This window comes from Gimesia aquarii (genome assembly GCF_007748195.1).
Classification (GTDB): domain Bacteria; phylum Planctomycetota; class Planctomycetia; order Planctomycetales; family Planctomycetaceae; genus Gimesia; species Gimesia aquarii.
This window is the reverse complement of record NZ_CP037920.1, coordinates 6,157,383-6,182,526: the sequence shown is the minus strand read 5'-3', so window position 1 is coordinate 6,182,526 and position 25,144 is coordinate 6,157,383. Positions and strand designations below refer to the sequence as shown.

The following is a 25,144-nucleotide window of genomic DNA, read 5'->3' as shown; positions in this document are numbered from 1 at the left end:
ATACAATGTGGTATGTATTTACCCAAATTGCGTTCATTGGATTTGAAGTTCGGAACAACTTTTCGAGATCCAAGTCGATTGGGGCATTTTGAATCATACACTGAAATGATTGATATACAGCAAGTTAAGGAAAATTTGCTGACATTTGATAAACGTTATCACTGATTCTAAGTCATGTTTTTAAGAGCCCTCGGGTTGTTCTCTGACATGAGCAAGGGCTCAATGATAACGCAAATTGCCATTTTCCTCTGAGTAGGTAATTGGGGAGCGACTGCGGATGTTCAAGCAGAACTGCCACGGACGGGCACTTCGAAATTTTGAAAAGAATCGATTTCAAGATCTCACAAAGTTGATTGCTATTGTACTGGCAAATGTCGTTTATGCGCAGTCGGTACTCGCTCAGGGCCCATCGATGATCCAACTGCCTCAGCCTGTTCCAAGGGGAGATCAGTACGTACCAGCGCAAGTTCAACCAAATCAGTCTGGACAATTCCAGCAACGTCCCTATGTTCAGCAACCTCAGGGAGTGATGCCGGTACAAAACGGAATTGTACCAATTCAGAATGCGCAAGTACCTGCGCATGGTCCAAGTATTCGTATGGTTCAGGATACAGGACGTATTACCAGAAAACCACTACCATCACAGATCCGGTCTACTCCCGGAATCTTTGATGAAATGGAAATCATTATTCGCCGTAGTCAGTTGGTGATTACGAACTCCCGAATTCGGCGATATGCAATTGCAGATCCCTCGATCATCGAATTTGTTACTTACTCACCTACGGAAGTGGCCATTGTTGGTTTGGAACTGGGAACAACCACTCTCACGCTCTGGTTTGAAGGTGATGAAACGCCCATTACCTATCTTGTGCATACCATACAGGATCCTGACTATGGTGATCAGAGACGAATTGATTACGGCAAACTGGAACGAAAATTAGCAGTCTTATTTCCGAACAGCAAAGTGTACTTGATCCCACTTTCACGGAAAATCATTGTTAAAGGAGAAGCTGCCGATGCAACAGAGGCTGCCCATATTCTTTCTGTCATTCGGGGAGAAGTGATCAGTCTGGATGGGAATCTTGGTGGGCCGCAGCCTTATTCAAATGGTTTTGGCTACGGGGGAGCTGGCATTGACTCCACATATAGTGGCGTCAATCTCGATTATGCATCCTCATTAATCGTTAATATGCTTGAGATTCCTGGAGAATTTCAAGTGATGATTCATGTGACTATTGCGCAACTGAACCGAACGATGTTGAGACAACTGGGTGTTGATTTAAGTGTTCTGTTTGACAATGGTCGACATTTTATTGGTTCAACGATGGGTGGCGTTCCTTCGACTTTGACCGGTATTTTCGAAGCAGGTGAAGTGAATGTGCTCATTAATGCATTGGCTCAGAATGGCACAACAAAAATTATGGCTCGGCCGACTTTAACCGTATTAAGTGGGCACTCGGCGAGTTTTCTGGCCGGTGGTGAATTTGCGGTACCTACGATTGTGGGGGTAGGGGGAGCCCAGGGAACTTCAACTACGTTCCGAGGTTTTGGTACCTCAATCGTAGTGACACCAATTGTGATTGACAAAGATTTGATTCGTATGCGAATCGTTCCGGAATATAGCCAAATCAACGACAATAACGCAGTCTCTGGTATTCCGGGTTTGGATTCCAGAAGAGCCCAAACAACTGTCGAGTTACGCGAAGGCCAGACGATCGTGCTAGCAGGTTTGTTCGGGCATGATACAACGACTGGAGTGACACGTATTCCCTGGTTAGGAGAACTTCCTCTTGTTGGCGGCTATTTATTCAGCTCGAAACAATCGAGTCAGGGGGAATCTGAATTACTGATTACAGTGACTCCTCAACTGGTCAGGCCAATGGAAGAAGATGAAGTGCCACCTTATCCAGGTTTCGAGGTGACAGTGCCTCATGATAAAGAGTTATACAAATACAATATGACAGAAGGGGCCCCAGACAGAGGCGTTTATCAGTTGCAGCCTTATGGACGAGGAGCAGGACAGGGAGTCGAAGTCGGTTATCAGCCATTTAATCCAGCACCCGCTTCACCTTACTATCCTCCAGTGAGTACGGGAACTTATCAGAACGGTGCAGCAGCACAGCCTATTCCTCCCAGTCGTCCGTTTCCGAGTCAAACGAGGCCAGTAAGACCACCGAGGCCGGTTCATTCAAATCAGCCGCCATCACTTCCGCCACCCGCACCGGCAGCAAGTGGACCTCAGGCTCAGAATTTGAATCGAGGAAATCTATCACAACAAAATCAGCCGCGCTTTACTCAGATGATCAAAGATAGATTCCAGAACACGAAGGCTGGTAGAAACAACAATAATTGGGTCCAACCAGCAGGTTATGTGGATCCTAAAAAACGAATTGATTCTTCTGAATCACCAAAGAGTCAATCAAAATTTCCCTGGATCGGTCGAGGGAATTAACTCTCGAAGTACGAGAACTAAATATTGTTCAATGGGTTTTCAGCTCATGGAACGTGAATCATAGAATTGATACTGAAATACGATTTGTCTGAATCTTATAACTGAATTTCGTATTTTGAAAATCAATATAAGATAAAACGTCGTATAAAATAACAATTGAGGGACATGATGGCCCGATTACCAATAATACAAAAACTAGTTCTTGCTTCATTCTGCATACTGTTGGTAGCAGGTTGCTGTGGTTGGGGCGGTGGTGGCCAGTGGGGATTACACAAACGCTCATTAGCAATTCCTGAAGTCTATCCACTGGGTAGTGTGAATCGAGCGCATTATCACACAATGGAGTCCAATGCTGAAGCGGTCGATTTTATTATCAACCGAAATGAATTTGTCGAGAATAGTGCAGAACTTACCACAAACGGAAAAGATCACATTCTCGAAATCGGAGCACGGATGAGAAGTGCTCCTTATCCGGTAATTGTTGAACGCAGTGATAATAACTATGCCCCGGAACTTGATGCATTTCGACGTCAACTGGTTGCTCGGATTTTAACAGATCTGGGAAACCAGGATGCTGATCAGCGCACCTTTGTTGCAACCCCTTATGGGCGGTCATTGAATTCCCGAGAAGCGGAAATCGACTACTACCGATTTCTCTTTACTCGTGGTGGATTTGGTGGCGGCTTTGGCGGTGGCGGTTTCGGTGGTGGCGGTTTCGGCGGCGGCGGCTTTGGTGGTGGTGGCTTTGGCGGTGGTGGATTTTAATTTCGCCTGAATTAGCTATCTTCACAGGCCCTGTCACCGGCTTTTCAAGTAGGACAATCAAAACGTCACAAGAGAATCATTTCTCCTGTGACGTTTTTTAAATTCATATTTGATAGGAATTTAAGAAGAGTTGTTCTTATTGATTTTGTTCAAACAGCGGTCAGATCTTGGGATGTCGATCGAATATTGTCTTTCAATTTATTTTCAAAACTCGTATCGACACGATTCGGGAATCAGCTTAAAATCCTCGCCTCACATCTCACATTAAACCATTTCTCTCTCAATGTCCCTCAATCCACAAATATACTTTTCTTGCTGACAATCCAGTAAAAGAAGCAAAATCAATATTCAATCTAATGCAGGCCGAGACTGGAATCCGTCTAAAAATATGTGATTTCATTAGTGCACTTGGAATTGAGTCGATTGTGCTTCATCCAGATTGCTGGCTTTAAACAAATCATAAATTTAAATGAAGCAGCGCGATCTGTATTCGCTGAGTCAAGGTTGATACCCGATGAAAACTCGTATGTTTCAACATGTAATATTCCTACCAGTTATCTCCATCCTATTGTATGGATGCCAGTCTGGTCCTTTCGCCAGAAGTTCTCAATTATCGGATTCATTTGCTCAAGATTCATCTGAAATGAAGAATGAGTCTGATATACAGAAAAGTTTAAGAGAAGCGATGGCTGTTGAGAGACAGAAAGGACAATCTGAGAGAAACCGGCGGAATTCTCAACCAGATCCGTCGGCCAGCCTGGCAGAACTTTCGACACCCAACCAAAATCAGAACCACCTTACTCGTCCAACGGAATCCAAAATTTTACCTATCAGTTCCACAGAACCAGCTCCCTTGGAGTCAAACGATACCACAGTGATTCGTGAATTAAATCTGGCTTATGATGCCGACCGCAGTGGAAATATTGAGAAAGCGCAAGGGTACTATCAGCGTGTTCTTACACTTGACCCTGAGAATTTTGGGGCCTTGCATCGACTCGCAATTATTGAAGATAAAAAGAACAACTTTCCTACGGCTGAAGCTTATTATCTGAAAGCATTAAAACTAGATCCCTCGAATGCTGATCTTCTGAGTGATATTGGCTATTCCTATATGTTACAGGGACGTGATGATTATGGAGAGAAATACTTGCATGAAGCACTCAAATATCAACCAGGTCACAGACGCTCTCTCGATCATCTCGGATGGTACTACGGACGAATGGGACAATATGATCAGGCGTTGTCTCTGTTTCGTATGACGGGGGGAGAGGCTCAAGCGCAGTTGAAATTTGCCCAACTCTTCCCGGGCGTTGAACCGAATACTACTTTGGCCCAAGGAGGCGTAAAGTCGCATAACGTACAAATGGTAGGACCGGAAAATACAATGGGGGGAATTCAAACTGCGGGTCAATTTCAGACAGACTATGGTCAGAATATCCAACATGTGGGTGGCGGAGGCAGTGGACAATCCTCATCCCATCAAATGGTGAACCCAGCAGGAAATAATCCTACATTGCAGATCGCAGAAATGATGAAGCGGGAAAGAGACCGCGCTATTCAGGCGCGAGGTGATCAGCAGTTGCCTTCAATCAGTCCGAATCAACTGATGACAAAGCAAGTCGCTGGTTACCCCAATCAAGCGACCAGGAATGTTCAGGATACTCCGCCTTTAATGGTGAATCCCTCAGAAACCGCTCCTACATCTGGAGCCAAAGCACCTCAAATTCAAGCCTGGCCACCGGCAGGTGATCCAGGCATCGCCCAGGCAGTTGAAGCTTCGAATTATTGGGCATCGAAAGCACAGCAACAACAAAACCAACAACAGCAGATTCAAAACCGGACAGCGCGTCCACTTTCTCCATCGCAGATCCAACAGCAGATGCGAAGGCAGCAAATGGCACCTGCGAATGTTCCGCGTGCAGGTCAACCGATGTACGGCAGACAGTATCAGTCTCCCGGACAATTCCCCAACTATCAAATCAATTCAACCCAGTCTCCACCACAGCAACAGAGATCGCATTCAGAAAACATTCCGCAGAATCATGAGCAGCAGTTGGTCAAGGAAGCTGCCCGTACTGGTATGAACATGGGACCCGGCCAAATGTTTCCAATTGCCGACGGTAAGCCGAATCATCCGAATAGTTCACCTTTAATGCCTTCACAAATTCCGACAAGCAATCCAATACCTTCCTCCGCACAAGTTCCCCAACAGAATATTTATCAAACAGGTGGTCAAAGCATTCGCCAGGTCGGCACAGGGCAGCCAACCTATCAGCAGCAGACATCTCGTGGAATTAGTCAGGCTGGTTACGAGTTTTCAAATCAACAAACTTCGCAGATGAATGGTTTCAATTCTGATACGCAGAATCGGAATCTTGGAAGAATTCATGAAATTCCTTCATCAGTACCTCAGTCTGCAATGTTTTCTAATAACCCTGCGTTTGCGCCTGCGAATGTGCGTTCTCATAACCTGGAACCAAACCAGCAAATCCAGAGAAACGGGTATGGTCGTGGTAACAGACCTACCGCCGTCAAAAGACAGCCAGTCTTAAACCATCAGGGTCCAAACCAGCAAATATCGTCTCCCGTTCAATGGGGAGCACAACAACAAGCATCACCTTACCACTTTCCAGCGCAACAAAGTCAGTATTGATCAGAGCTCACGACCAGGTTGAGGAACTTAACTGGCTAAGAGCTGTTGTTCGAGAGATTCGATGATTTCTTCCATAGGCCATTCTTGTAAGGCAACTTGAATCGAAGATCGATTTTCAAGCCATTTTCTGACCTGTTTTTCTGCGAACATCACAGTGCTGTGATTACGGCCTCCAAAGAACTCTCCAATTTCACTATATGCCGCTTGCGTTAATTTTCTTCCAAGAAACATAGCCAGCATTCGAGGTTGGCTGATATTCCTGGCTCTGCGAGATGATTTCAAATCTGCTTCAGAGATGCCGAAGGTAGAGCATACGATTTGTTTAATATCGTCAAGTTTGACAATTCGGATACAATCACGTTCCAGATCAGCCAGAATCTGACGTGCCATTGAAGTCGTGATTTTCTGCTTCGTCATGACGTGATACGTTTGCAGACAGTTCATGGCGCCTTCCAGTTCCCGGACATTATTGGTAAATCGTCTGGAAACATATTCCAAAGCCCCCTTTGTGATAGGAGTCTTTAATTTCAAAGCGCGTTGCCGGGTAATCTCGAGTCTCAACTCGATTTCAGGTGATTCCACACGACAGACTAGTCCTGAGAGAAACCGAGTCGTAAGTTCCTCACTCATTTTCGTTAGCAGGCGTGGGTGTCTGTCTGACGAAAAAACGAGTTGTCGGCCATGGCTTTCCAAATGCTTGATCGTGTGTAAGAGCTCTTCCTGAAAGATCCGTTTGGATTCAAAAAAATCAACATCATCGATGATGAGCACATCAACATTTCGGAATCGCTGACGAAAACTGGGAACAGACCTTTCTTGTAATGCTTTCGAGAAGTAGTTTCCGAATGATTCTGCTGTAAGAAAAACGACTTGCAATGAAGGATAGAGTTGTCGGACTTTGCGATAGAATCCTTCTAAAAGGTGAGTTTTACCTACACCGACTCCACCGTGAATAAAGAGTGGGTTGTAAAGCACTCCCGGCTGATCGCTGGCTTGAAGCGTTGCCGTATACGCCAGTTGGTTTGACTTGCCAGTTACAAATGTTGAAAGGTTCGAAAAGAGCCTGCCTTTGTAACGCGATGTTTCTTTTTTTAATTTCTTCTGATCACTTCGTTTGTGCGCGCCTGATGTCTTTTTTGAACTCGAAGAAGAGGGATTTGTTTCTAAAGTTACAGTAGTCGAGTGAGTTGGCTCTATATTTGAGGTTTTGTTATTTGAAACTTGAACCAGATCAGGATTCACTTCAAACCGATATTCCGCTGAGGGACCAATACAGGCAAGAGCCGTCGCGTAGATTTGGGAAGAAAACTTTTTTTGCATCCAGCTCAGCAAAAATGGACTGGCAACGCCTATGGTGAGAAGATTGCCTTCTATTTTGAAGCTGACTTTTCCTGCAAACCAGTTCTGGAAGCTGCGTTCACCGACCTGCTGCGCGAGCAATTGCGTAATCGATTGCTCACTTGTTTCGGTATTTACAGGCCCCAGCTTGGCTTCCGTTGGTTGCTTTTGTGTTGACCCACAAAGCGTACCCTCCACTGCCAAAGACTTGGGTTGCATCTTGCACCCTCCCCTTGCGCGCACAATCCCCTTGCTATAACACAAGAAAAGCGAAATCCTGCTCTTCTGTAAAAATCATAGTCGTGAAATTTATAGGGAAATGATGCGCTAAAAAGCTCCATTGTGAACAGCATCAGGAAGATCTTCAGGCAATTGTCTTCCAGCCCGCTGCGTTAACTCATTCAGTGCTTCTGATACTAGCTTGATTTAACAAAGAGTCAAACAGAAACGGAGAGGATTTTCTTCAGATTTTTGAGACCGAAATCAAAAGCTGTTTTACCAGTAGAAAATGACAAATTTCGCAGAAAAAAATTCACAGAAAGAGAACGCTTGTTTGTTCAAAACCTGTTTATTGATTTGTTGTTTTTTTTTCGGGAAAACGAGAACAGATCCGCGCATGAACACTCAAAGTGTATTGACTCACAAATCCCAATTCTTCATAAATCTTTATCGCATAGGAATTTTTGTAATCAACGGCTAGTATGACAGCCGTCTGGCTGTGGGTCTGGGCTTCCAGTAATCCATGTTGAATCAAAGTAGCACCGTACCCATTTCCCCGATATTCTGGAGCCACTCCCATGTAGACGACTTCCCAGACATTATCTTTTTTGTGTTCAGTCATCAGTAGTACGCCTAGATCGACTCCGTTTCGATGACACAGATACCAGTGATTCTGGTCAGAATCTCCTGAACTCCGGTGAGATTCTAATGATTCTTCAGCAGTTCGAGATTGATTCAGTGCGGGGCAATCATGAGAAGACTGATGTGTTAGCTCCAGCAAATCCAGGAATCGTTTGCGGTTTTTGTGTTCATCAAATTTGATCCACAGCAAATGCTCATCATTTAAAGTGGCTTGACTCAGTTTGGTCAGAGGATGTCTCATGAACATCAGGTTGGTTAAATGAGGAAATCCATTACGGCTCAGCATCCGTCGATGATTCATCTGTCCTGGTTCCAGCAAGGATTGACCGATACTGGCTTCGGATTGGTCGATACGTGTAGCCATTTCCTGTAGAATTGCTTCTGCACAGTCGTCACGCTGCGTAAAAGGAGGCCATAAGAATGCCGTTGTTAAATCTGTGAATATCAGAACTCCTACTCCAATCAGCGCACCTGAATCTCTCGCGATCAGAATTTGAGTTTTATCGATTTCTCCTGAAGAAATCGATTTCATGAAATCCTGAGTCTGTGACTCTCGCTCAGCTTCTGCTGCGTCCGCAAAGATAAAAGCCGAAGCCTCTGATTGTTCGGCTTTGGTTGCTAAAGAGATGGTAATCGACATGAGTAGTTATACATTCCCGTGTCACATGATTTACATCAGGTTGGTGGTGAAAGGCGCTCTACTGCTCATCATCATAAAAAAAAGGCTGGTCGATTGACCAGCCTTAGTTTGGAAAGATACAGCTATCTTAAAATTTAATGGAATGTAAGTCGTTCAAATTTGTTGAATCGTGCCTTAAACGAGGCAGATTATATCCGTAAGGATTCGTGTCGATTGCGGGTGATGTTTCAGGTAATCCCCACTGTCTTTCCGGAAATTTACGAATCACATTATCGACGGGACTCAGATTCTGATCACCGATGAAAACGGGATGATAAGATTTCGTTGGAGTAGGGAAAGTTTGTTGTACAGGGTTAGGCGAATTTGTCACCAGAAGCAAAGCCAGACAGCAGGCAACCGTCGTCAAGGTAGGCAACAAGAAGTTGAACCGGGTAGGACGATTTTTTCGGCGTTGTGCAGCAATCTTAGCTGAGACTTTAGGCCAGACACTGTCTTGTAAGGAAGGCACAGGTGCACTGTCCAACTGTTTCTGAAGTGCGTCATAGCTTTTTTGCAACTCTTCGTATTGAGAGCGGCATTGATCACAGTTCTTGAGTTGTTTTTCTAAAAGTTCAAGTTCTGAACCAGATAAGTCGTTACCAACTGCGAGGGCGACCCGTGATTTCAAACCATTGCATTGTGCGCAGTACATGTCTCTTTATTCCTTGCTCGACATGGAGGTATCAACATTTTGTCGGCTAGACCATAGTTTTTGGAAACGATTTCTTGCTTCAGCCAGTCGCCAGCGAATTGTAGCTTCTTTTCGATCCAGAATGGCGGCTATTTCAGAAGTAGAAAAGTTTTCCAGATCTCGAAGCACAAGCACAGTTCGGTACTTTTCAGGAATCTCTTCCAGAATGGCTTGCACTTCTTGATTAATATCAATTTTGGCCCTCGGATCCGGAACAGCCGGGTCAAAGGGAGAATCGGAGGGGCTATCACTAAACAATAACCACCAACCTCTTCTTTTTTGTTTACGAAGATAATCTAACGCATGATTGACCCCAATTCGAAATAACCAGGGGCCGAACCGTCTGGATGTATCGAATTGATCAAGCCGCTCGTAGCTTTTCAGGAAAGTATCCTGCGCCAGATCTTCAGCTAACTCCGGGCTTTTGACAAACTGAATGATCACACGAATAAGTCGTCTCTCATAGCGAAGGACTAACTCACCGAATGCACTGTCATCACCCTTGCGAGCTGCCTCTACCAAACGTGCGTCACTGGTTACGCCGCCAGATGATAGAGATTCTTTTTCCTCTATTTTTTTATCGACCATTTTCAACTGCATGTCTACCTCCCCTCTCCGCGTTAATGACACGCTATATTTTCATTACGCAAAAGAGAGGAGAAATGATGGAAAATTGCTGAAATTTTTGATGTCTCAACTAAAATTTCTGCTTCTTTGATTCACCTACCCTCAATTATAGCTAGTAAAACATTGGTTTTGACGTAGTTTTGGGCGTCATTTTAATATTCTCTTAAGTGATTAGCATATATTTGTTTAAATCAAATATTAGTCCATAATCTTCAAATTTTAAAGAATTGATAGTGTCCATATGAATGCTTGAGATAGATGTGGCCAACATAGCTATGACAATTTGACTTTTGAAGTCCAAATTGCGAAATCAGTTATGTAATTAAAGTCAATTGCCACAAATGGCGGGGGAATGCGTTCGGTTTCCATGCCGAGTAAACCCAGAGGTGTGCGCTTTGATGAACGGACTTGAATTCATCAGAATGAGGGATTGCTGTTCGCATTTGAAAAAAACGTACCGTATTGAAAATGTAATGTTTTCGACGATAGATGGCTTATTAATTCAAATTTTGTTTCTGGATTACATTTGTTGTGGGATTTGTTATTCTGGTTTGATGCAGGTCGAGGTTTGAGTCTATCAATGGCACTGGCTTTCAAGAAGAGGATACTTTGATGAATCGCTGGAAACGATGTACTTGTTTGTTGGGTCTATTAATCGTGTTCGCTGGTTGTTCACAGGAACAACCGCAATCTACAAAGTCTATCGAGCCTGCTCCAGAGAAGGATACTGAGATGAATACAGAAAGTGAATTTCAATTGGCTGTTCAAAGCGAACCGTATGGTACGACTGCTGATGGCCAGGAGATTACTCAGTTTCTACTTTCAAATGAGAAAGGTGTGAGCGTTAATATCATCAACTACGGCGCAATTGTTACCGCCGTTTACGTACCGGATCGTGAGGGAAAGACTGAAAACGTGACCCTTGGATTTAATACTTTAGCAGAGTATGAAAAAAAGGGACCTTATTTCGGTGCGATTTGTGGTCGATATGCGAATCGAATCGCTGAGGGAAAATTTACTCTGGATGGAAAAGAGTATCAGCTCGCCCAGAATAATCCTCCCAGTCATTTGCATGGAGGCGAACAGGGTTTCGATAAGAAAGTGTGGGCTGCTGAGAGTTTTTCCGATCCTGATGAAGTTGGAGTACGTTTAAGTTATGTGAGTCCAGACGGTGAGGAAGGGTATCCGGGAAAACTGACATTAAAAGTGGTTTACTCCCTCAATAATGAGAATGAATTCAAAATCGATTATACGGCGACCAGTGATCAGGCAACGCCGATAAATGTTACAAACCATTGTTATTGGAATCTGGCCGGGAAAGAGAATATTCTGGATCATGAACTGGTTTTGAATTGCAATCGCTATCTCCCCGTTTCAGAGGTTGCTATTCCTACAGGAGAGCTGGCAATTGTGAAAGACACCCCGATGGACTTTACCACAGCACACAAAATTGGCGAACGTATCGAGCAGGTGGAAGGGGGATATGATCATTGCTGGGTGATCAATCCATCAGAAAAACAGCCTGCCTTCTGTGCGCGGGTCAAAGATCCACAATCTGGCAGAGTCATGGAAATTTTTACTACCGAACCCGGCGTTCAATTTTATACAGGAAATTTCCTGGATGGAACCGAAGCCAGTGGTGGGCATCAGAAACATGGTGGGTTCTGCCTGGAGACACAGCATTTTCCTAACTCGCCAAATCAACCGGAATTTCCGAACACGATTCTTAAACCCGGAAAAGTCTACGAGCAGACGACAGTTCATAAATTTTCAGTCGAATAGTTATCTGAAACTAAATAGCAATTCTGAATGGTTGTTCGAAAACTGAACCAAAGGTGTAGCGAATGGCTTTTATTTGTCGAATTTCATTCTGCCTTGTATTAACTCTGGTCCCCTGTCATATACTCTGGGCGGCTCAACAACAGGCTGTTTTTGAAGAAGTGGAAGGGCAGCCACTTGGGGCCAATGTGAAACGGCTCATCAATGCATTGAATTATTTGGGTTCACCACTTTCCAAACCGTTGACTCAAAAACTGATATCCGCTTGTGAGCAACGCGATTCCAAGGCAATTCAGCAATTACTTGATTTAGAGGTTCTTTGTATTGTTTCTTTGAATCCCGAAGTACGCACTAAAGTAGCCCGAGGACCCGCGCAGGCAAATCTACAGCAGGGAGGGTTCACGCCTTTTATTATCAAGATCATTAACCACAGCACTGTCACTCGCCAGTTACAGATTTCCAGTCCTCAAGCAGGTCCCGTCTATTCGGGAGCCGCATTAAACAGTTTGAAGCGGCAGGCACAAACCGAATTAAATCGGAATCAAAATATTAACAGCAAAAAGGATCGTTTTCTGGAAGTGGAAATGTTTCAGGCGAGCCCTATGACAGTCAAGTTAAGTGGTCTCGAGGTGGAATATGCGATCGCTTTAATTTATTGCCACGAATCTGGTAAACGGGAAGCGACTTTGGGGTTCGATGTGGGTGCGGGAACTCAGGATATTGGCTTTCGCGGAGAGGTACCTGTTTTGTTTCATGTTCAACCAGCTGTGCCCGTGAAACTTTCGATCAAAGATTATGACGGTCAACCCTCGGCAGCACGGCTGGAGTTTCGCGATTCACAAGGACGAGTTTATCCTTTACAGGCAAAGCGGCTGGCTCCCGATTTCTTTTTTCAACCACAAATCTATCGACAAGACGGCGACACCGTTTTGCTCCCTTCAGGAGTTTTAGATCTGGAATTTAGCCGAGGGCCGGAATATCAGAGATTGACCAAAAAAGTGACTGTATCAAAAGATGCTCCTCAGACAATTGAGGTTCAATTGAAGCGTTGGGTTAATCCTCGCAAATTCGGATTTTACTCTGGAGATCACCATATCCACGCAGCCGGTTGTGCGCACTATGATAATCCGACGAAAGGAGTCACTCCTCGCGATATGTTCAACCAGGTCAAGGGTGAGGGTTTGAATGTAGGATGCGTATTAACCTGGGGACCTTGTTTTGAGGCACAGCGACAGTTCTTTGGTTCTACCGCCGATCGTGTGAGCGAGCCGCTGACTTTATTGAAATATGATTTGGAAATCAGTGGTTTTGGTTCAGCTGCATTGGGACATGTTTGTTTACTCAACTTACAGAATCAAACCTATCCAGGCACGTTGGGGACAACCAAGGGTTGGCCAAGCTGGACAGTACCTGTCATGCGCTGGTGTCAGGAACAAGGTGGCGTAACCGGCTTTCCGCATTCCGCTCTGCGAGTCAACCCGCCGCAGGCAGCACAGAGACTGATACAGAATCTTGATCAAAACCAGTCGCAAACGTTGAATTCCACTGAAGCAGCGAAGGGGCTACTGCCTAAGCCATTCACTAATATTGATAAAGATAAGAACGCTGAATTGAATGTGCAAGAATTAACGATTGCTTTGGAACAGGCGGCTGATGAATTGCCGAATCTGGCAGTACCGGAGATGAATGGAGGTGGTGCCATGGAAATTTGTGTGAGCACTGCGGAAGGCGTTTGTGACTTTGTCAGCGCGATGGATACGGAACGTATTCCAGAATGGAACACATGGTACCATATATTAAACTGCGGCTATCCGCTCAAAGTCAGTGGTGAAACGGATTTTCCTTGTATGAGTAGTCGTCGCGTGGGGCAGGGGAGAGTTTACGTACAATTGGGAGAGATAGACGAAATTGATTTCAGCCAATGGTGCCTGGGAATCAAACAGGGACGTTCATATGTGTCCGATGGTTTTGCTCATGCTTTGAATTTTCAGGTGAATGGTCAGTCCCCGGGTTTTGAAGATGTCGCACTTCAAGTGCCGGCAACAGTAGAAATCAATGCAACAGTTTCTTTTGCTCCAGAGACTCCTAAAGCAGTTGCCTACGGATTATTAAATCCCCCCGAGGGTCGCCGCGCACAGGGAGATACGCGTATCTTGCATGCACCACGAAATTCCGATTATGTAACGGGGGGACAAAGATTGGTAGAGATTGTTTGCAATGGCGAAGTCGTGACCAAAAAATCTGTTCCCGCTGATGGACAAATTCATCAACTCAAATTCACTGTTCCTGTAACACAAAGCAGTTGGATTGCATTACGGCAATTTCCTCAACTGCATACCAACCCGGTGAATGTTATTGTGAAAGAACGTCCCATTCGTGCCTCGCGCGAGAGCGCGCTATGGTGTGCAGAATCCATCAAGCTGCTGTGGAAAAATCGGCATAAAAAAATTGCCGAACATGAAAGAGGTGAAGCAGAGCAAACATATCAACGGGCGATTCGCACTTATCTTCAACGTGCTGAGGAAGCTGCCGAAATCAATTGAATCAATTACTTCTCTTTTTCGATTTCGCGGGAAATGATCACTGCCTGTTGACGATTGCGAAAACGTTGTAGAAATTTTCTCCCTGTCACGAACAGGAGAACGATCACTCCTATTGCAGCAACCGGCATAAAGTGAACCGGTTCGGTCAGATAATGCAGAAGCCCATGGGGATTATTGGCGACTTCATTTCCATGTCCGGGATGGGCATAGAGCTGTGAAGAACTAAACAGAGCAATAAGAGAAACTAAAGTGAGATTGAATCGGATCATTTCAAAAGAACTTTCTGAAGTCAAATATGGCAGGCTTTAATGTCGTTCCTGCTCGATTGCTCTATTTTAGGCAATAAGTCTCTGAGACTCAAGACACCGATTTAACGGTATTTACGGTGATTCGATTTGACCAGTGAGTTTCTCAATTCCATCTGAGTAGACATCTAAAACATGGGCTCGTTCCAGGTCATCAGCAAACCGGAATTGTTTCGTAATTTTCTCTCGATTTTGCTTCATCTCTTCCAGAAACACTTGAGCCTGATTCTGATCAAATATCGAACGGCCTTCCCATTCGAGATAAATCGGGCTTGTATGCGAAAATAATTCACGACCATACTCATTGAGTGGTGTCATCTGCTGCCGGTTGGGATCCTTGGGAACGGAGGGAGATGGTGTTCGTAAAGCAATCCAGCCGGGTTGGTCGATTTCTAACTTCAGGTCGATTTGTGCTTCAAAATGGTTTTTTAGCGGCGAGGTTTTCTGCGTGGCTATGACCTTTCCGTTATGTATCAACTCCAGTTTTTCAAAATCAATCCGGCCTGTCCCGGTAGCGCGAATTGTGATTTGATTCTTTTTTGTCGAAAGCTTTAACTGGTCTCCCATTGTTTTATTATTGATTCGCAGATCCAGTAACGGGCCGTTTGTGATGAAAGTCCGACCTGCTTTCAAGCTTTCTAACCAGGTTGAAGTTGATAAGGGAGATTTTATGGCTGCATAGACCCGGGAAAAGTCGTATTGAAACCAATCTGTTCCGGTTGAAAAAGGAGTTTTATAGCCTGCGTTTAGATATTTGTAAAAACTGTCTTCATAGGAGCTACGGGTTCCGCCATCGAAGATATTCAAGGCGTGAACTTTACCTTGAACGATGTTAGGAGTCGATTCCATTCCCCAGGCATTATGGCACCAGATGACAGTGGCCTGATCTTGAAGCGCTGTTTTAATTCCCCGTGATAAGGGAATACCATCGGTTCCCTGTTTCATGATACCAGGACCAATACTCACCGGTTGAATCAGTTTTTTAATATCCAGCAGCATGACATGACCATAACCTTCATCATATCCTGAACTATTATGTCGATGTTCTTCACCCCAGCCAAATAGAACGCCTGATGCTTTAGATAATGCGTTCAGATCTGCCATCGAGTATCGATTGGTAATGTAAGTTTTATCAGCGACAGCGCGTTCCAGATATGAGATGAATACAAGATCAAGTCGATCTGCGAAAGGAATTTGTGCTAAGTATTCATTACATTCCTGTTTGGTAAGCCGCATCAAATGGAGATGTGTGTTCGCCGTTTTGTACTCTGGACTCAAGTTGGAAAAGCGGTTGAGATTGAGTGTAACGTTTTTCGATGTTTTATCAGTGAGATTGATGGATTTCTGAGTAAGCTCTGTTTCCAGACCGGAAAACGCCTGTAAGATCAATTTTGCCTTTGGCAGTTTCAGTTGTACTTCCTCAGGAACGACATACCAACTGTGTATGCCTCCTCGTTTTGAAGTTGACTTTTTACTAATGCCCGTCCCACGGTTAAGTAATTCGGGTAAGGTGAGTGGCTTTCCGTTTGTGTCCAAGATACGGAGCATCCCAGGAACATTTTGTTTACCACCATTCTCATTTTGTTCCACCAGACGTAGCGTCAGAGTACACTGTGGAACGGAGGTTGTTTGATTTTTTACGGGAGCCAGTAACAAAGCCAGATCTGCAGCAACTCTGTTAGACGGGAAAACAAAACAGCATGTGACAAGCAAAACAGAAAACAATTGAAGAGTGTGTTTTGGGTTCCATATCATGTTGATCACGAGATCCCCTTGGAAATAGAAAAGACAACAGTCACAGTCTACTTCTAGGTTACCCGGCTATTGAGTGCCTGCAAAGCCTGTTTGTGTTCTTCTGGAAATAAAAAACGACCAGACCATTACAAAATGTCTGGTCGCCTCGCACGGCACCTTCAATTACACGTGTTTGTTTATATCATGTTCTGATCTTAGTCGAAATCCGTGACTTCTCCGCCTCTGATACTTGAGAGAGCCCGATAGACTCCCAAATCAATGTTCTCAGAAATGAATCGGACGCGTCCATCTCCGAAGACAAACTGGGCACCACCTGTGTGGTTACTGCTGAAGTCATCGAAGTGAGAAGCGGGGTCGTTAGGAGTATGGTCTGTTGCCCCCAGGACGCGAGCAAACGTTTCTTCGCCTTCAGGGACGGCTCCGACCCAAGTAGTATACCAGCCGAAATTCGGGTCTGTTTTTCGTTCACCTACAAACAGTGTTTGTGAGAGGCCGTCGGTAATATCGCGAAAGCGTGTGTTACTGTTATGAAAGAAAAGCCCGGTACTTTGACAGGCTGAGCCCGCGGGAACAATCTCACAGTCATCTAATTCATCGCTTCCAAAGACTCCAATGTAATTAGCGAGCGCCAGTACCGCTAAAACATTTCCTGGATTTCCCTCTTCTTCTAGTTCAAACGTGTTAGGGGCAGGATCAGAAGGGCAACGGAACGCTGGTAAAATTTGATCGATTAGACCAGCAGTTTGACCAGGATCATTAATATCGAGATTAAAGTCGATTTGATTGTAGAGAGGTGATTGATCGAGATAAGGGAGAGCCATGGTTCCCCAACCCCAGCCGCTACCAAACTCAACATTGGATCCAACCCCGGGTTCAACGCCAATCCAACCTGAAGGTAAGATATTGTGGGTCTCATTATAATTATGAAGTGCCAGCCCTATTTGTTTTAAATTATTCTTGCAGGTGCTGCGGCGGGCTGCTTCACGTGCCTGTTGTACGGCCGGTAACAGCAACGCAATCAGAATCGCGATGATTGCAATCACCACCAGAAGCTCAATCAAAGTGAAGCCACGCTGAGTTTTCTTGAGTCTCTTCATCTCTAAACTCCGGGACGTTAGTCGGTATAAAGATATAAAATTTTGTAACAATGCAATCATTATTGCAAATGATTTGCGGAAGTCAATCTCTAATGCAAATTAATTGCAACAGTTTCTGAGGGTGTGGATATGCCGTGCCTGAACGGTCGTATTTCTCAAGATTTTCGAGTGGTTTTTACATTTCATTACATCAAGAGAGTGAGCCAGCAAATACGCTTTTTTGTCTATTTTTAGGGTGAATGGTGCAAAATTACTGTAGAAATATCGACTTCATCTTTGTTATTTCTCCTTAGGAAACGCCGTATTATTTACGAGCAAAAACCCTATTTCATGGGTTGAATTTTCTTTAATTTTTAATGAATCAAGAGACGCTACTTGAAAACAAACGGATTTTCATTTGAGAGTTCTCTGGTTATCATGGTTGACGTCTGTTAGATATCCTGCACCTTCTTCGACGATCCGATAGATTCGATGACCGCTCTCTCTCTTTCTCATTCTTATGCGTACTGCCAGCAACTGGCAAAACAGACAGCAGGGAATTTCTACTATTCATTTCTTGCTTTGCGTAAAGAACAGTTCCGGGCGATGTGCGTCTTGTATGCTTATATGAGAAACGTTGATGATTTGGGTGATGATCCACAACGTTCGTTTGAGGAACGTCTCGCATCATTAAGGGAGTGGCGATCAGAACTCCAGCAGGCGTTAGCAAATGGAAAGCAATTCTCAGATGAATTTTACCATCCCTGCTTCCCCGCGTTGCTCGATATCGTTCAACGTTATGAAATTCCAGAACACTATTTTTTTGATGTGATTACAGGTGTCGAGTCCGATTTACAACCCGTTTCTTATCAGACATTTGATGAATTAGCAGAATATTGTTATCGCGTTGCTGGCGTTGTGGGGTTGTGTTGTATACACATTTGGGGGTTTCATGATGACCGTGCATTCGATGCGGGAATTGAATGTGGACTCGCGTTTCAAATGACAAATATTTTGCGCGATTTGACAGAGGATGTCGATCAGGGACGAGTGTATTTGCCTTTGGATGATTTGGAGCAGTTCAATTACTCACGTTCCGATATCCAGGCACAGATTTATGATGAACGCTTTAAAGATTTAATGCAGTTTGAGGTGCAAAGGACGCGAGAATTTTACCAAAATTCGGAACGTCTGATTGATTATATCTCGCCTGCCGGACAAGGGATATTAAGAGCCATGTACCGAATTTATGGTGGCATTCTTAATGAAATTGAGCGTATGGATTTCGATGTTTACTCTTCCCGAGCAGGATTACCTCGCTGGCGGAAATTATTAATCGCAGGCGAAGCAATCGTTTCTTCGCGTTGGTTTTCTGTTCGCTCTGCCAGGTGAAACAAAATGAGCTTTGGGGTTCAAAAAGAAAGCTCCCGATAATCACATCAATTATCGGGAGCTAACTAGGAGCAGCAGGAACAAAGCTCACAAATTATTCGACACCAACATAGAGAGCCGGCGTTTTCATGAATAGATCCATATTGCTTTTGGAACTGAACAAGTAGAGTCTACCTTTGTACCAGGATGCAAAATCCAAAGTCCCTTCTTTGTCATCCTGATGATCAACTAACAGGACGATGTCACTGCCTCCGGCAGCCGGAGCATATTTTGCAGGTTCACGGTCAAACTTCACTTTGTTCTCCAGTGAAGCAAACTGATAGTTCATTGATTTAAAGGAAGAGCTGAATTCAGGTCGTGCGTCGACCAAAAGTCGATTCTCTCGTAAGGCAACGGGGCAGAATCCCTTTAAACCTTTAATATTGCCGCGACTGGCAATGAGTGCCAATTTCTTTTCAATCGGATCATGATAGTCGCTGGTCGCAATCTTACTGGCGGGAATTGGTGCCGGTTGAGTCTTCTTCTTTTGTTCTGGTTGTGGTTTAAATGGATTCTCTTCGGGTAGTTCCAACTCTTTTTTGACCACTTTTTTATCTGAAGAGGTTTTCTTTTCAGGTTCAATTACTGGTGTGGTTTGCGGCTCAAAGGGATTAAATTCTTTTTTGGGCTCTTCCTTAGCAATCTGAGGAGTCGCTTCCTTCTCAGGAGTTGTCGTTTTTGTTTTTTGTTTTTCATCAGACTTCTTCAAGCCTTCTTCTTCAAGCACCAAACCACTGAAGGGAGTTTTGACTGCTTCCTTCTCTTTCTTTTCGGCCTTGGGTTTGACGAAATTATCGGCAGCTTCTTCAGACATATCTGGAAACAGATTCTTAAATTCATCTTCGAGAACTACGTTTTCAGGACTGGTTTCTGTTGTTATTTCTTCAGCAAACTGAGTTTCATCGGTTTCCTTCGTTTCAGCTATTTTTTGTTCTTCAAGCCCATTGGCTGCTTCTTCCAGTTCTTCATCACTCAGTTTCTCAGTCGATGGAGCTACAGTATTCGCAACAGATGCTTTATTTTCAGCTGGTTTTTGTGGGGTTGTTACAACTGTTTGAGTTTCAGGAGCTGGTGCAGCTGGTAATTGAGGCTGTGCCGGCGAAACTGGTTTTTTGGTTACTGGCGAACTGAGTGGTGCTTTTTTGACAATCTGACTTGATTGTTGAAGACGCTTGGGGGTTTGGTTTGATTTTCTAGGTAAGAACTTTTCATACCATTTTCTTTGTTCACTCGGTTGCTGAAAACGATTTTGAGATGGAGTTTTCACAATATTCTGAGGAGTTGTCTGTACGTTTGAAGGTTGAGACTGATTGATAACACCCCGTCCGCTGCCAGAATTGGCTCCGGCTGTTTGAGGCAAAGCGTTGAGCTGCATGGGAGGCATTACCCGGCCATCTCGGCGGTATAACGCTTCCAACTGGCGTTGAATCTCACTTTGGCCTGACCTTGCATTAGGTCGTGGAACTGCAGTCTGATATTGCGGATTTGCAGCAGTTGGTTTTTGACCACCACGAACGATGACTGGGCGTTTCTGTTCTGGTTTCTTTTTTGTAGAACCAGTGCTTCTTTTTTGAAATAATGATTTTGGATTCAAAGTCAAACCGACTTGTTGTATCTGTGTATTTTTCTTTTCCTGTTTTGGAAAAATGGCACGTGGTTTTGTGCCACGACGTGCTGAATGCATTTCACGTTGAATGGCATCTAATAATGTACTTTGCGGGTTCCGCGCTGGTTTTTTGCTTTGTACTTTTTTTGAATTTACTTTAACGGAAGGTTTATCCGCAGACAGTAAGTTCAAATTCGTTAGCATTAAGCCAGAAATCGCGCTGAAAATTAAAACGCGAGCGGAGAAGCTTGTTCCTGCCTTCATCTCCTGAAATCTCCTGCTTCCTGAGTCTTGAGCCTTAACCAAATGGAATCCATGAGGAAGCACTCAATAAAGTTGCATTCTGAATGTTTTCTCGTATTGACGAGTCTTCATTTATTCGGAATATTGCTTTCAAATGATTAGTTCCGCATAATCGACATAATTATGCAGACTAGCCCTGCTGAGTTTTCTATCGTCGTGAATCTGGTCCTGTTTTGATGCCTATGTCGATTGTAGGAGTAGATTCCGCCGGGATCTTTGAAATAACCCGAACGACCGTTTTTATTGATAATCTTGCTCTAGGGTTGCCATCGTTTGCAGGTTTCCTATTTTAAAGTTGGTGAGTTCAGTACTATTTCAGGATGGAATCAATGAATGAAGCTCATTCCTCCACAGGAAACACCTTAATATTAGAGAGTTACTCATATGGATGATCCTCAGCAGAAGCCTGTTTCAAAGAGCATTGTCACCACTCATCAGGGTGAGAAACAAGGTCCCCCCAGACGTCGTTGGCTGGTACGTGGATTGGTTTTACTCTTAATGATCTCGCTGATCTTCAATTTGGGCTTTTATACCTTGTATCAGGAATATTTTAGCTCAAGCGGTGGTCCCACTGAGCAATTTGAAGCTGGTGATCGATTTGCGACAGAAAAGATTGCCATTATTTCTGTCTCAGGAACAATCATGCCCCCTTTTACCGAGCGAATTTTAAAATCGATCAAAAAAGCACATGAAGATGATCAGGTCAGAGGTGTCTTGCTGGAAATTGACAGTCCAGGAGGTTTTGTTGCCGATAGTCAACAAATCTATCACCGTCTATCTGAATTGAGCAAGAAGAAACCGATTTTCGTTTACATGAAGCGGATGGCAGCTTCGGGAGGGTATTACATTGCAATGGGGGCCGGTGAGGATGGAGTCATCTTTGCAGAACCGACCACCTGGACCGGTTCATTGGGAGTGATTATTCCCCGTTTTGATATGAGTGGGCTGGCTGAAAAAGTAGGTGTTGTGTCAGATCCACTCAAAACGGGTGAATTCAAAGACTCATTGAATCCGTTTCGGAATCTCACCAAACGGGAACGAGCAATCTGGGATCATATTCTGGATGAGTCTTATCAACGTTTTTTAAATGTCATCACGGACAATCGGAAAAATCTTGATTACGAACAGGTAAAAAAATTGGCAACAGGGCAGATCTATCCCGCTGCCGATGCAAAAGAGAACGGCTTGATAGACGAGATTGGTTATCAGGAGGATGCTTTAGCTCGTTTGCAGGAAAAAATCGGACTCAAAAAAGTTCGCGTGATCAAGTATAATCATCCAGCATCCCTGGCTGATATTTTATTGGGATCTGCTGAAGCAAGTCAGGTGGAGAACCGCAAGCAGGCACTTTTGGAATCCACTGTTCCACGGGCGATGTATCTCGCTTCGTGGTTGGGAGATTTGCCTGGCTGGCAATAATTCGTATTAGGCTCTAATGTCTATCAGATGTAAAGCGAGTATATGTTTGCGCAAGAAGAACCTTCAGTTCCTCCTTCAAATCCTTATTTGAACGATTCCTATTCTTATGGTGCGCCGTCACCTGTGATGGGATTTGTTTGGGACGCCTTCTGGTTTCTTTATTTTATATTTATGATCTGGATGCTGGTCGATTGTGTCCGTAAAGATCCGGATCGCTTTTTATGGTTTTGGGTGATTCTGGTATTCCAGCCTTTTGGAGCGTTCATTTATTTCTTTATTCGCTGGTTGCCTACCAATCAATTTCAGCTTCCAGAATTTGCCAGACCCTTATTTCATCAGCGTCGCATCAATGAACTAGAGACAGCGGCGTTACAAATTGGTAATGCCTACCAGTTTGTGCGTTGGGGAGACGCTTTGAAAGAGGCAGGTATTCAGCAGAAAAGTTTAGATGCCTATCTTCAAGCATTGAATAAAGAACCGGATAATCTGCAAGCGTTATGGGGGGTCGCACAAATTGAAATGCAGCTTAAGAAATATGAGAGCGCAAAAACCCGTTGTCACCTCATTCTGGAAGCCGATCCCGAATATAAGTTTGGCGACGTATCGCTGTTGTATTGTAAAACGATTTGTCAATTAGACACTCCAGACAAAGCCAGAGAGCATCTGATAAAACATACGAAACGTTGGCGACAACCTGAGGCCATGTTTATGCTGGCAACATTGGAAGCAGAAGCAGGTGACCACCAGGCCGCGCGTAAAACTTTGCAAGGTATGTTACTTGATATTAACGGAAGTCCGCGGGGAATCGCTCGCAAGTTCGTTCGTTGGAAAAGTAAGGCGCGGCGATTACTTAAGCATTTACCAAAGTCTTAAATAATCCCATGTAAGGGGCCACCCGGCGCACCAAGTTGATCGACTCGTTTGGTAATTTCAGGATCTTCAATTAAAGGAGGCGCATGGTGTGGCTTGATGCGTGCATCAATCACCAGCGAACCCTGGCAGCCCCAATGTTTGTTTTCTGTAAATGCTTCTATGCCATCAATATCACTGGCGGGATTGGAGCGGGTGAAAACCGTCCACAAAAAATTATTCAGACTGGTGGAGGTGAAGTCGCTGTCATCGACGAGTACAGTCAGCGGGAATTCATTGATGGGATGAGCTAACGGCAATTCGTTACAAAAACGAGGGAGGTCTTGATTGTTTTCCTCAAATGCTGGTGCCCTGATAGCCAGAATACCAGGATGGCAGAGTTTCGGGTCAGAAAATCCGGTCGGAAGTGAGAAACTGTCAGGAATGGATGTCGGTAGGGCACGTTTTGTCGGACCAGCGGCCGCCATCACGACTTTAGAGCCAGAATTAAAACCTGTTCCCGAATAATCAAGTGTATCCATCGTTGTGCAGGTTTGAAAATGCAGGTCGCGTTTCCAGTCGATTCGCTCGAGTAAATGTGAAAAAAATGCTCCAATATTTTCAGCATCTAACTGAGGATTATCTTCATGGGCCACAATCATCAGGTATTTAGCCAGGCTCAATTGGCCCTGTCCCAGAATGGCATTGGCGTTAGTCAGAATTTCCTGTGGTTTACGCTCTTTATCGTAAGGGGTGTAACGTTCGCTCCCCACTGCCAGTAGTAATGGATGGACGCCAGCAGCATCGACAGCATGTACCTGGTGCACACCAGGAATGACCGAGGGAATCGCAGGTCCTGTGATTTCATGGATGATAGCGCCAAAAGCGGTATCTTCCTGAGGAGGTCTGCCGACGACAGTGAATGGCCAGATGGCATCATTGCGATGGTAGACGGCTTCCACATTCATCACAGGAAAAGGGTGAGCCAGACTATAGTAACCCAGATGATCGCCAAACGGACCTTCGGGAAGTAATTGTTCCGGATCGACCCAGCCCGTAATACAAAAGTCGGCATCAGCGTACATCGGCAGGCCGTTTTTATTCCGAATCATACGAATGGCACGTTTGCTCAAAGCACCCGCAAATGTGAGTTCCGAAAGGCCTTCCGGCAATGGCATCACAGCAGAGAGCGTCATCGCGGGAGCGCCACCGACAAAAATGTTTACTTTGAGAGGCTCTCCTTTTTCAATCGCTTCAGCGTGATGAACGCCGATGCTGCGATGAATCTGGTAATGCAATCCGATCTGTTGATTCGGTTGATACTCATTTCCAGCCAATTGAATTCTGTACATCCCCAAGTTGGAGTTCATCAAGCCGCCACGCTTGGGCGATTCTGTATAAACTTGAGGCAGAGTGACAAAGGGGCCACCGTCATCAGGCCAACTTCGGAGTTGGGGCAGGTCCTGAAGCTGAATTTGATTTTCAATGACGGCACCACGGGAGCGAGAACGCGGCAGCATGTGTAACAAAGAGAAAGGAACATCGAGATAGCGCAGGGGGTGCTTCCAGAATTGGGAAGGATCTACTTTTAATTCGACGAGATGATTCACAGCCGCTAAGGCATCGCGAAAAATATATTGCGTGCGTTCGAGTGTACCAAACAGATTACTGACCATCGGGAATTTGCAATTTCGAACATTGGCAAAATAAATGGCAGGGCCGCCTGCCTGATAGACACGGCGTTGGATTTCCGCCGCCTCTAAATTGGCATCGATCTCTTGTTCAATTCGGATTAACTGGTTCGTCCGTTCCAGATCGTTGACACACTCACGCAGTCCTCGGTATCCCATCGGGGCCCTGTTCCATTCATGCAAAATTAATTATTCGTTGTTGCCATCAGCAGATTAACGGTTGCTGAAGAATTATACCACGCAGAAGTCCAGTGAACACTGGATTGCTGATCCGTTTGTATTTGCATTCCGGCATCGATCTTCTATGATTCGCCTGCAGTC

Annotated in this window: 17 protein-coding genes; 8 read left to right on the top strand and 9 right to left on the bottom strand. The window is 44.6% G+C overall.

Translation table 11 applies throughout. The annotated features are described in order from the left end of the window. Window positions 1-277: 277 nt before the first annotated feature. The 3 genes from V144x_RS23595 (at window position 278) to V144x_RS23585 (ending at window position 5,870) form a co-directional block, all read left to right on the top strand. A complete protein-coding gene (locus V144x_RS23595) occupies window positions 278-2,452 on the top strand; it encodes a type II and III secretion system protein family protein (RefSeq protein ID WP_144988815.1) in 2,175 nt (724 codons plus the stop codon). A gap of 165 nt (window positions 2,453-2,617) precedes the next feature. Next, entirely contained in the window at window positions 2,618-3,217 is a 600-nt protein-coding gene (locus V144x_RS28520) for a hypothetical protein (RefSeq protein ID WP_197998605.1), read from the top strand. 643 nt (window positions 3,218-3,860) lie between these two features. After that, entirely contained in the window at window positions 3,861-5,870 is a 2,010-nt protein-coding gene (locus tag V144x_RS23585) for a tetratricopeptide repeat protein (RefSeq protein ID WP_197998604.1), read from the top strand. Between the two features lie 27 nt (window positions 5,871-5,897). On the opposite strand, the gene dnaA is transcribed toward V144x_RS23585, so the two are convergent. From dnaA to V144x_RS23565, 4 genes are all read right to left on the bottom strand, one after another. Further along, window positions 5,898-7,427, bottom strand: a complete 1,530-nt coding sequence (gene dnaA / locus V144x_RS23580; protein ID WP_144988810.1) for a chromosomal replication initiator protein DnaA — start codon at window positions 7,425-7,427, stop codon at window positions 5,898-5,900. Window positions 7,428-7,776: 349 nt separating this feature from the next. After that, on the bottom strand, window positions 7,777-8,709 hold the full coding sequence (locus V144x_RS23575; RefSeq protein WP_144988808.1) for a GNAT family N-acetyltransferase: 933 nt from the start codon (window positions 8,707-8,709) through the stop codon (window positions 7,777-7,779). Between the two features lie 127 nt (window positions 8,710-8,836). Beyond that, a complete protein-coding gene (locus tag V144x_RS23570) occupies window positions 8,837-9,400 on the bottom strand; it encodes an anti-sigma factor family protein (RefSeq protein WP_144988805.1) in 564 nt (187 codons plus the stop codon). A 6-nt stretch (window positions 9,401-9,406) separates the two neighbouring features. Further along, window positions 9,407-10,039: an RNA polymerase sigma factor gene (locus tag V144x_RS23565; RefSeq protein WP_144988802.1), complete on the bottom strand. Its 633-nt coding sequence runs from the start codon at window positions 10,037-10,039 to the stop codon at window positions 9,407-9,409. A 639-nt stretch (window positions 10,040-10,678) separates the two neighbouring features. On the opposite strand from V144x_RS23565, the gene V144x_RS23560 reads away from it, so the two are divergent. Beyond that, entirely contained in the window at window positions 10,679-11,848 is a 1,170-nt protein-coding gene (locus V144x_RS23560; RefSeq protein WP_144988800.1) for an aldose epimerase family protein, read from the top strand. 62 nt (window positions 11,849-11,910) lie between these two features. Next, the gene (locus V144x_RS23555) at window positions 11,911-14,388 is read left to right on the top strand and encodes a CehA/McbA family metallohydrolase (protein WP_144988797.1); all 2,478 of its coding nucleotides are present in this window, start codon (window positions 11,911-11,913) and stop codon (window positions 14,386-14,388) included. A 5-nt stretch (window positions 14,389-14,393) separates the two neighbouring features. Here V144x_RS23555 and V144x_RS23550 read toward each other — a convergent pair whose 3' ends face one another. The 3 genes from V144x_RS23550 to V144x_RS23540 all read right to left on the bottom strand — a co-directional run bounded on the left by V144x_RS23550 (window position 14,394) and on the right by V144x_RS23540 (window position 17,545). Next, window positions 14,394-14,657 carry a hypothetical protein gene (locus tag V144x_RS23550; RefSeq protein ID WP_144988795.1) on the bottom strand — a complete coding sequence of 88 codons (264 nt, stop codon included), beginning with the start codon at window positions 14,655-14,657 and terminating at the stop codon, window positions 14,394-14,396. 111 nt (window positions 14,658-14,768) lie between these two features. Then, the gene (locus V144x_RS23545; protein WP_232102857.1) at window positions 14,769-16,448 is read right to left on the bottom strand and encodes a CehA/McbA family metallohydrolase; all 1,680 of its coding nucleotides are present in this window, start codon (window positions 16,446-16,448) and stop codon (window positions 14,769-14,771) included. Window positions 16,449-16,642: 194 nt separating this feature from the next. After that, entirely contained in the window at window positions 16,643-17,545 is a 903-nt protein-coding gene (locus tag V144x_RS23540; protein ID WP_144988790.1) for a DUF1559 domain-containing protein, read from the bottom strand. Window positions 17,546-18,016: 471 nt separating this feature from the next. On the opposite strand from V144x_RS23540, the gene V144x_RS23535 reads away from it, so the two are divergent. Continuing rightward, window positions 18,017-18,916: a phytoene/squalene synthase family protein gene (locus V144x_RS23535; protein WP_144988788.1), complete on the top strand. Its 900-nt coding sequence runs from the start codon at window positions 18,017-18,019 to the stop codon at window positions 18,914-18,916. Window positions 18,917-19,010: 94 nt separating this feature from the next. Here the strand turns inward: V144x_RS23535 and V144x_RS23530 are convergent, their stop codons facing one another. Beyond that, window positions 19,011-20,825, bottom strand: coding sequence for a hypothetical protein (locus V144x_RS23530; RefSeq protein WP_144988786.1), 1,815 nt, complete (start codon window positions 20,823-20,825; stop codon window positions 19,011-19,013). A 423-nt stretch (window positions 20,826-21,248) separates the two neighbouring features. On the opposite strand from V144x_RS23530, the gene sppA reads away from it, so the two are divergent. Further along, window positions 21,249-22,283: a signal peptide peptidase SppA gene (sppA, locus tag V144x_RS23525; protein WP_144988784.1), complete on the top strand. Its 1,035-nt coding sequence runs from the start codon at window positions 21,249-21,251 to the stop codon at window positions 22,281-22,283. A 42-nt stretch (window positions 22,284-22,325) separates the two neighbouring features. Then, window positions 22,326-23,156, top strand: coding sequence for a tetratricopeptide repeat protein (locus V144x_RS23520; protein ID WP_144988782.1), 831 nt, complete (start codon window positions 22,326-22,328; stop codon window positions 23,154-23,156). On the opposite strand, the gene V144x_RS23515 is transcribed toward V144x_RS23520, so the two are convergent. Beyond that, on the bottom strand, window positions 23,153-24,982 hold the full coding sequence (locus V144x_RS23515; RefSeq protein ID WP_144988780.1) for a UbiD family decarboxylase: 1,830 nt from the start codon (window positions 24,980-24,982) through the stop codon (window positions 23,153-23,155). The genes V144x_RS23520 and V144x_RS23515 overlap by 4 nt on opposite strands. Window positions 24,983-25,144: the final 162 nt, after the last annotated feature.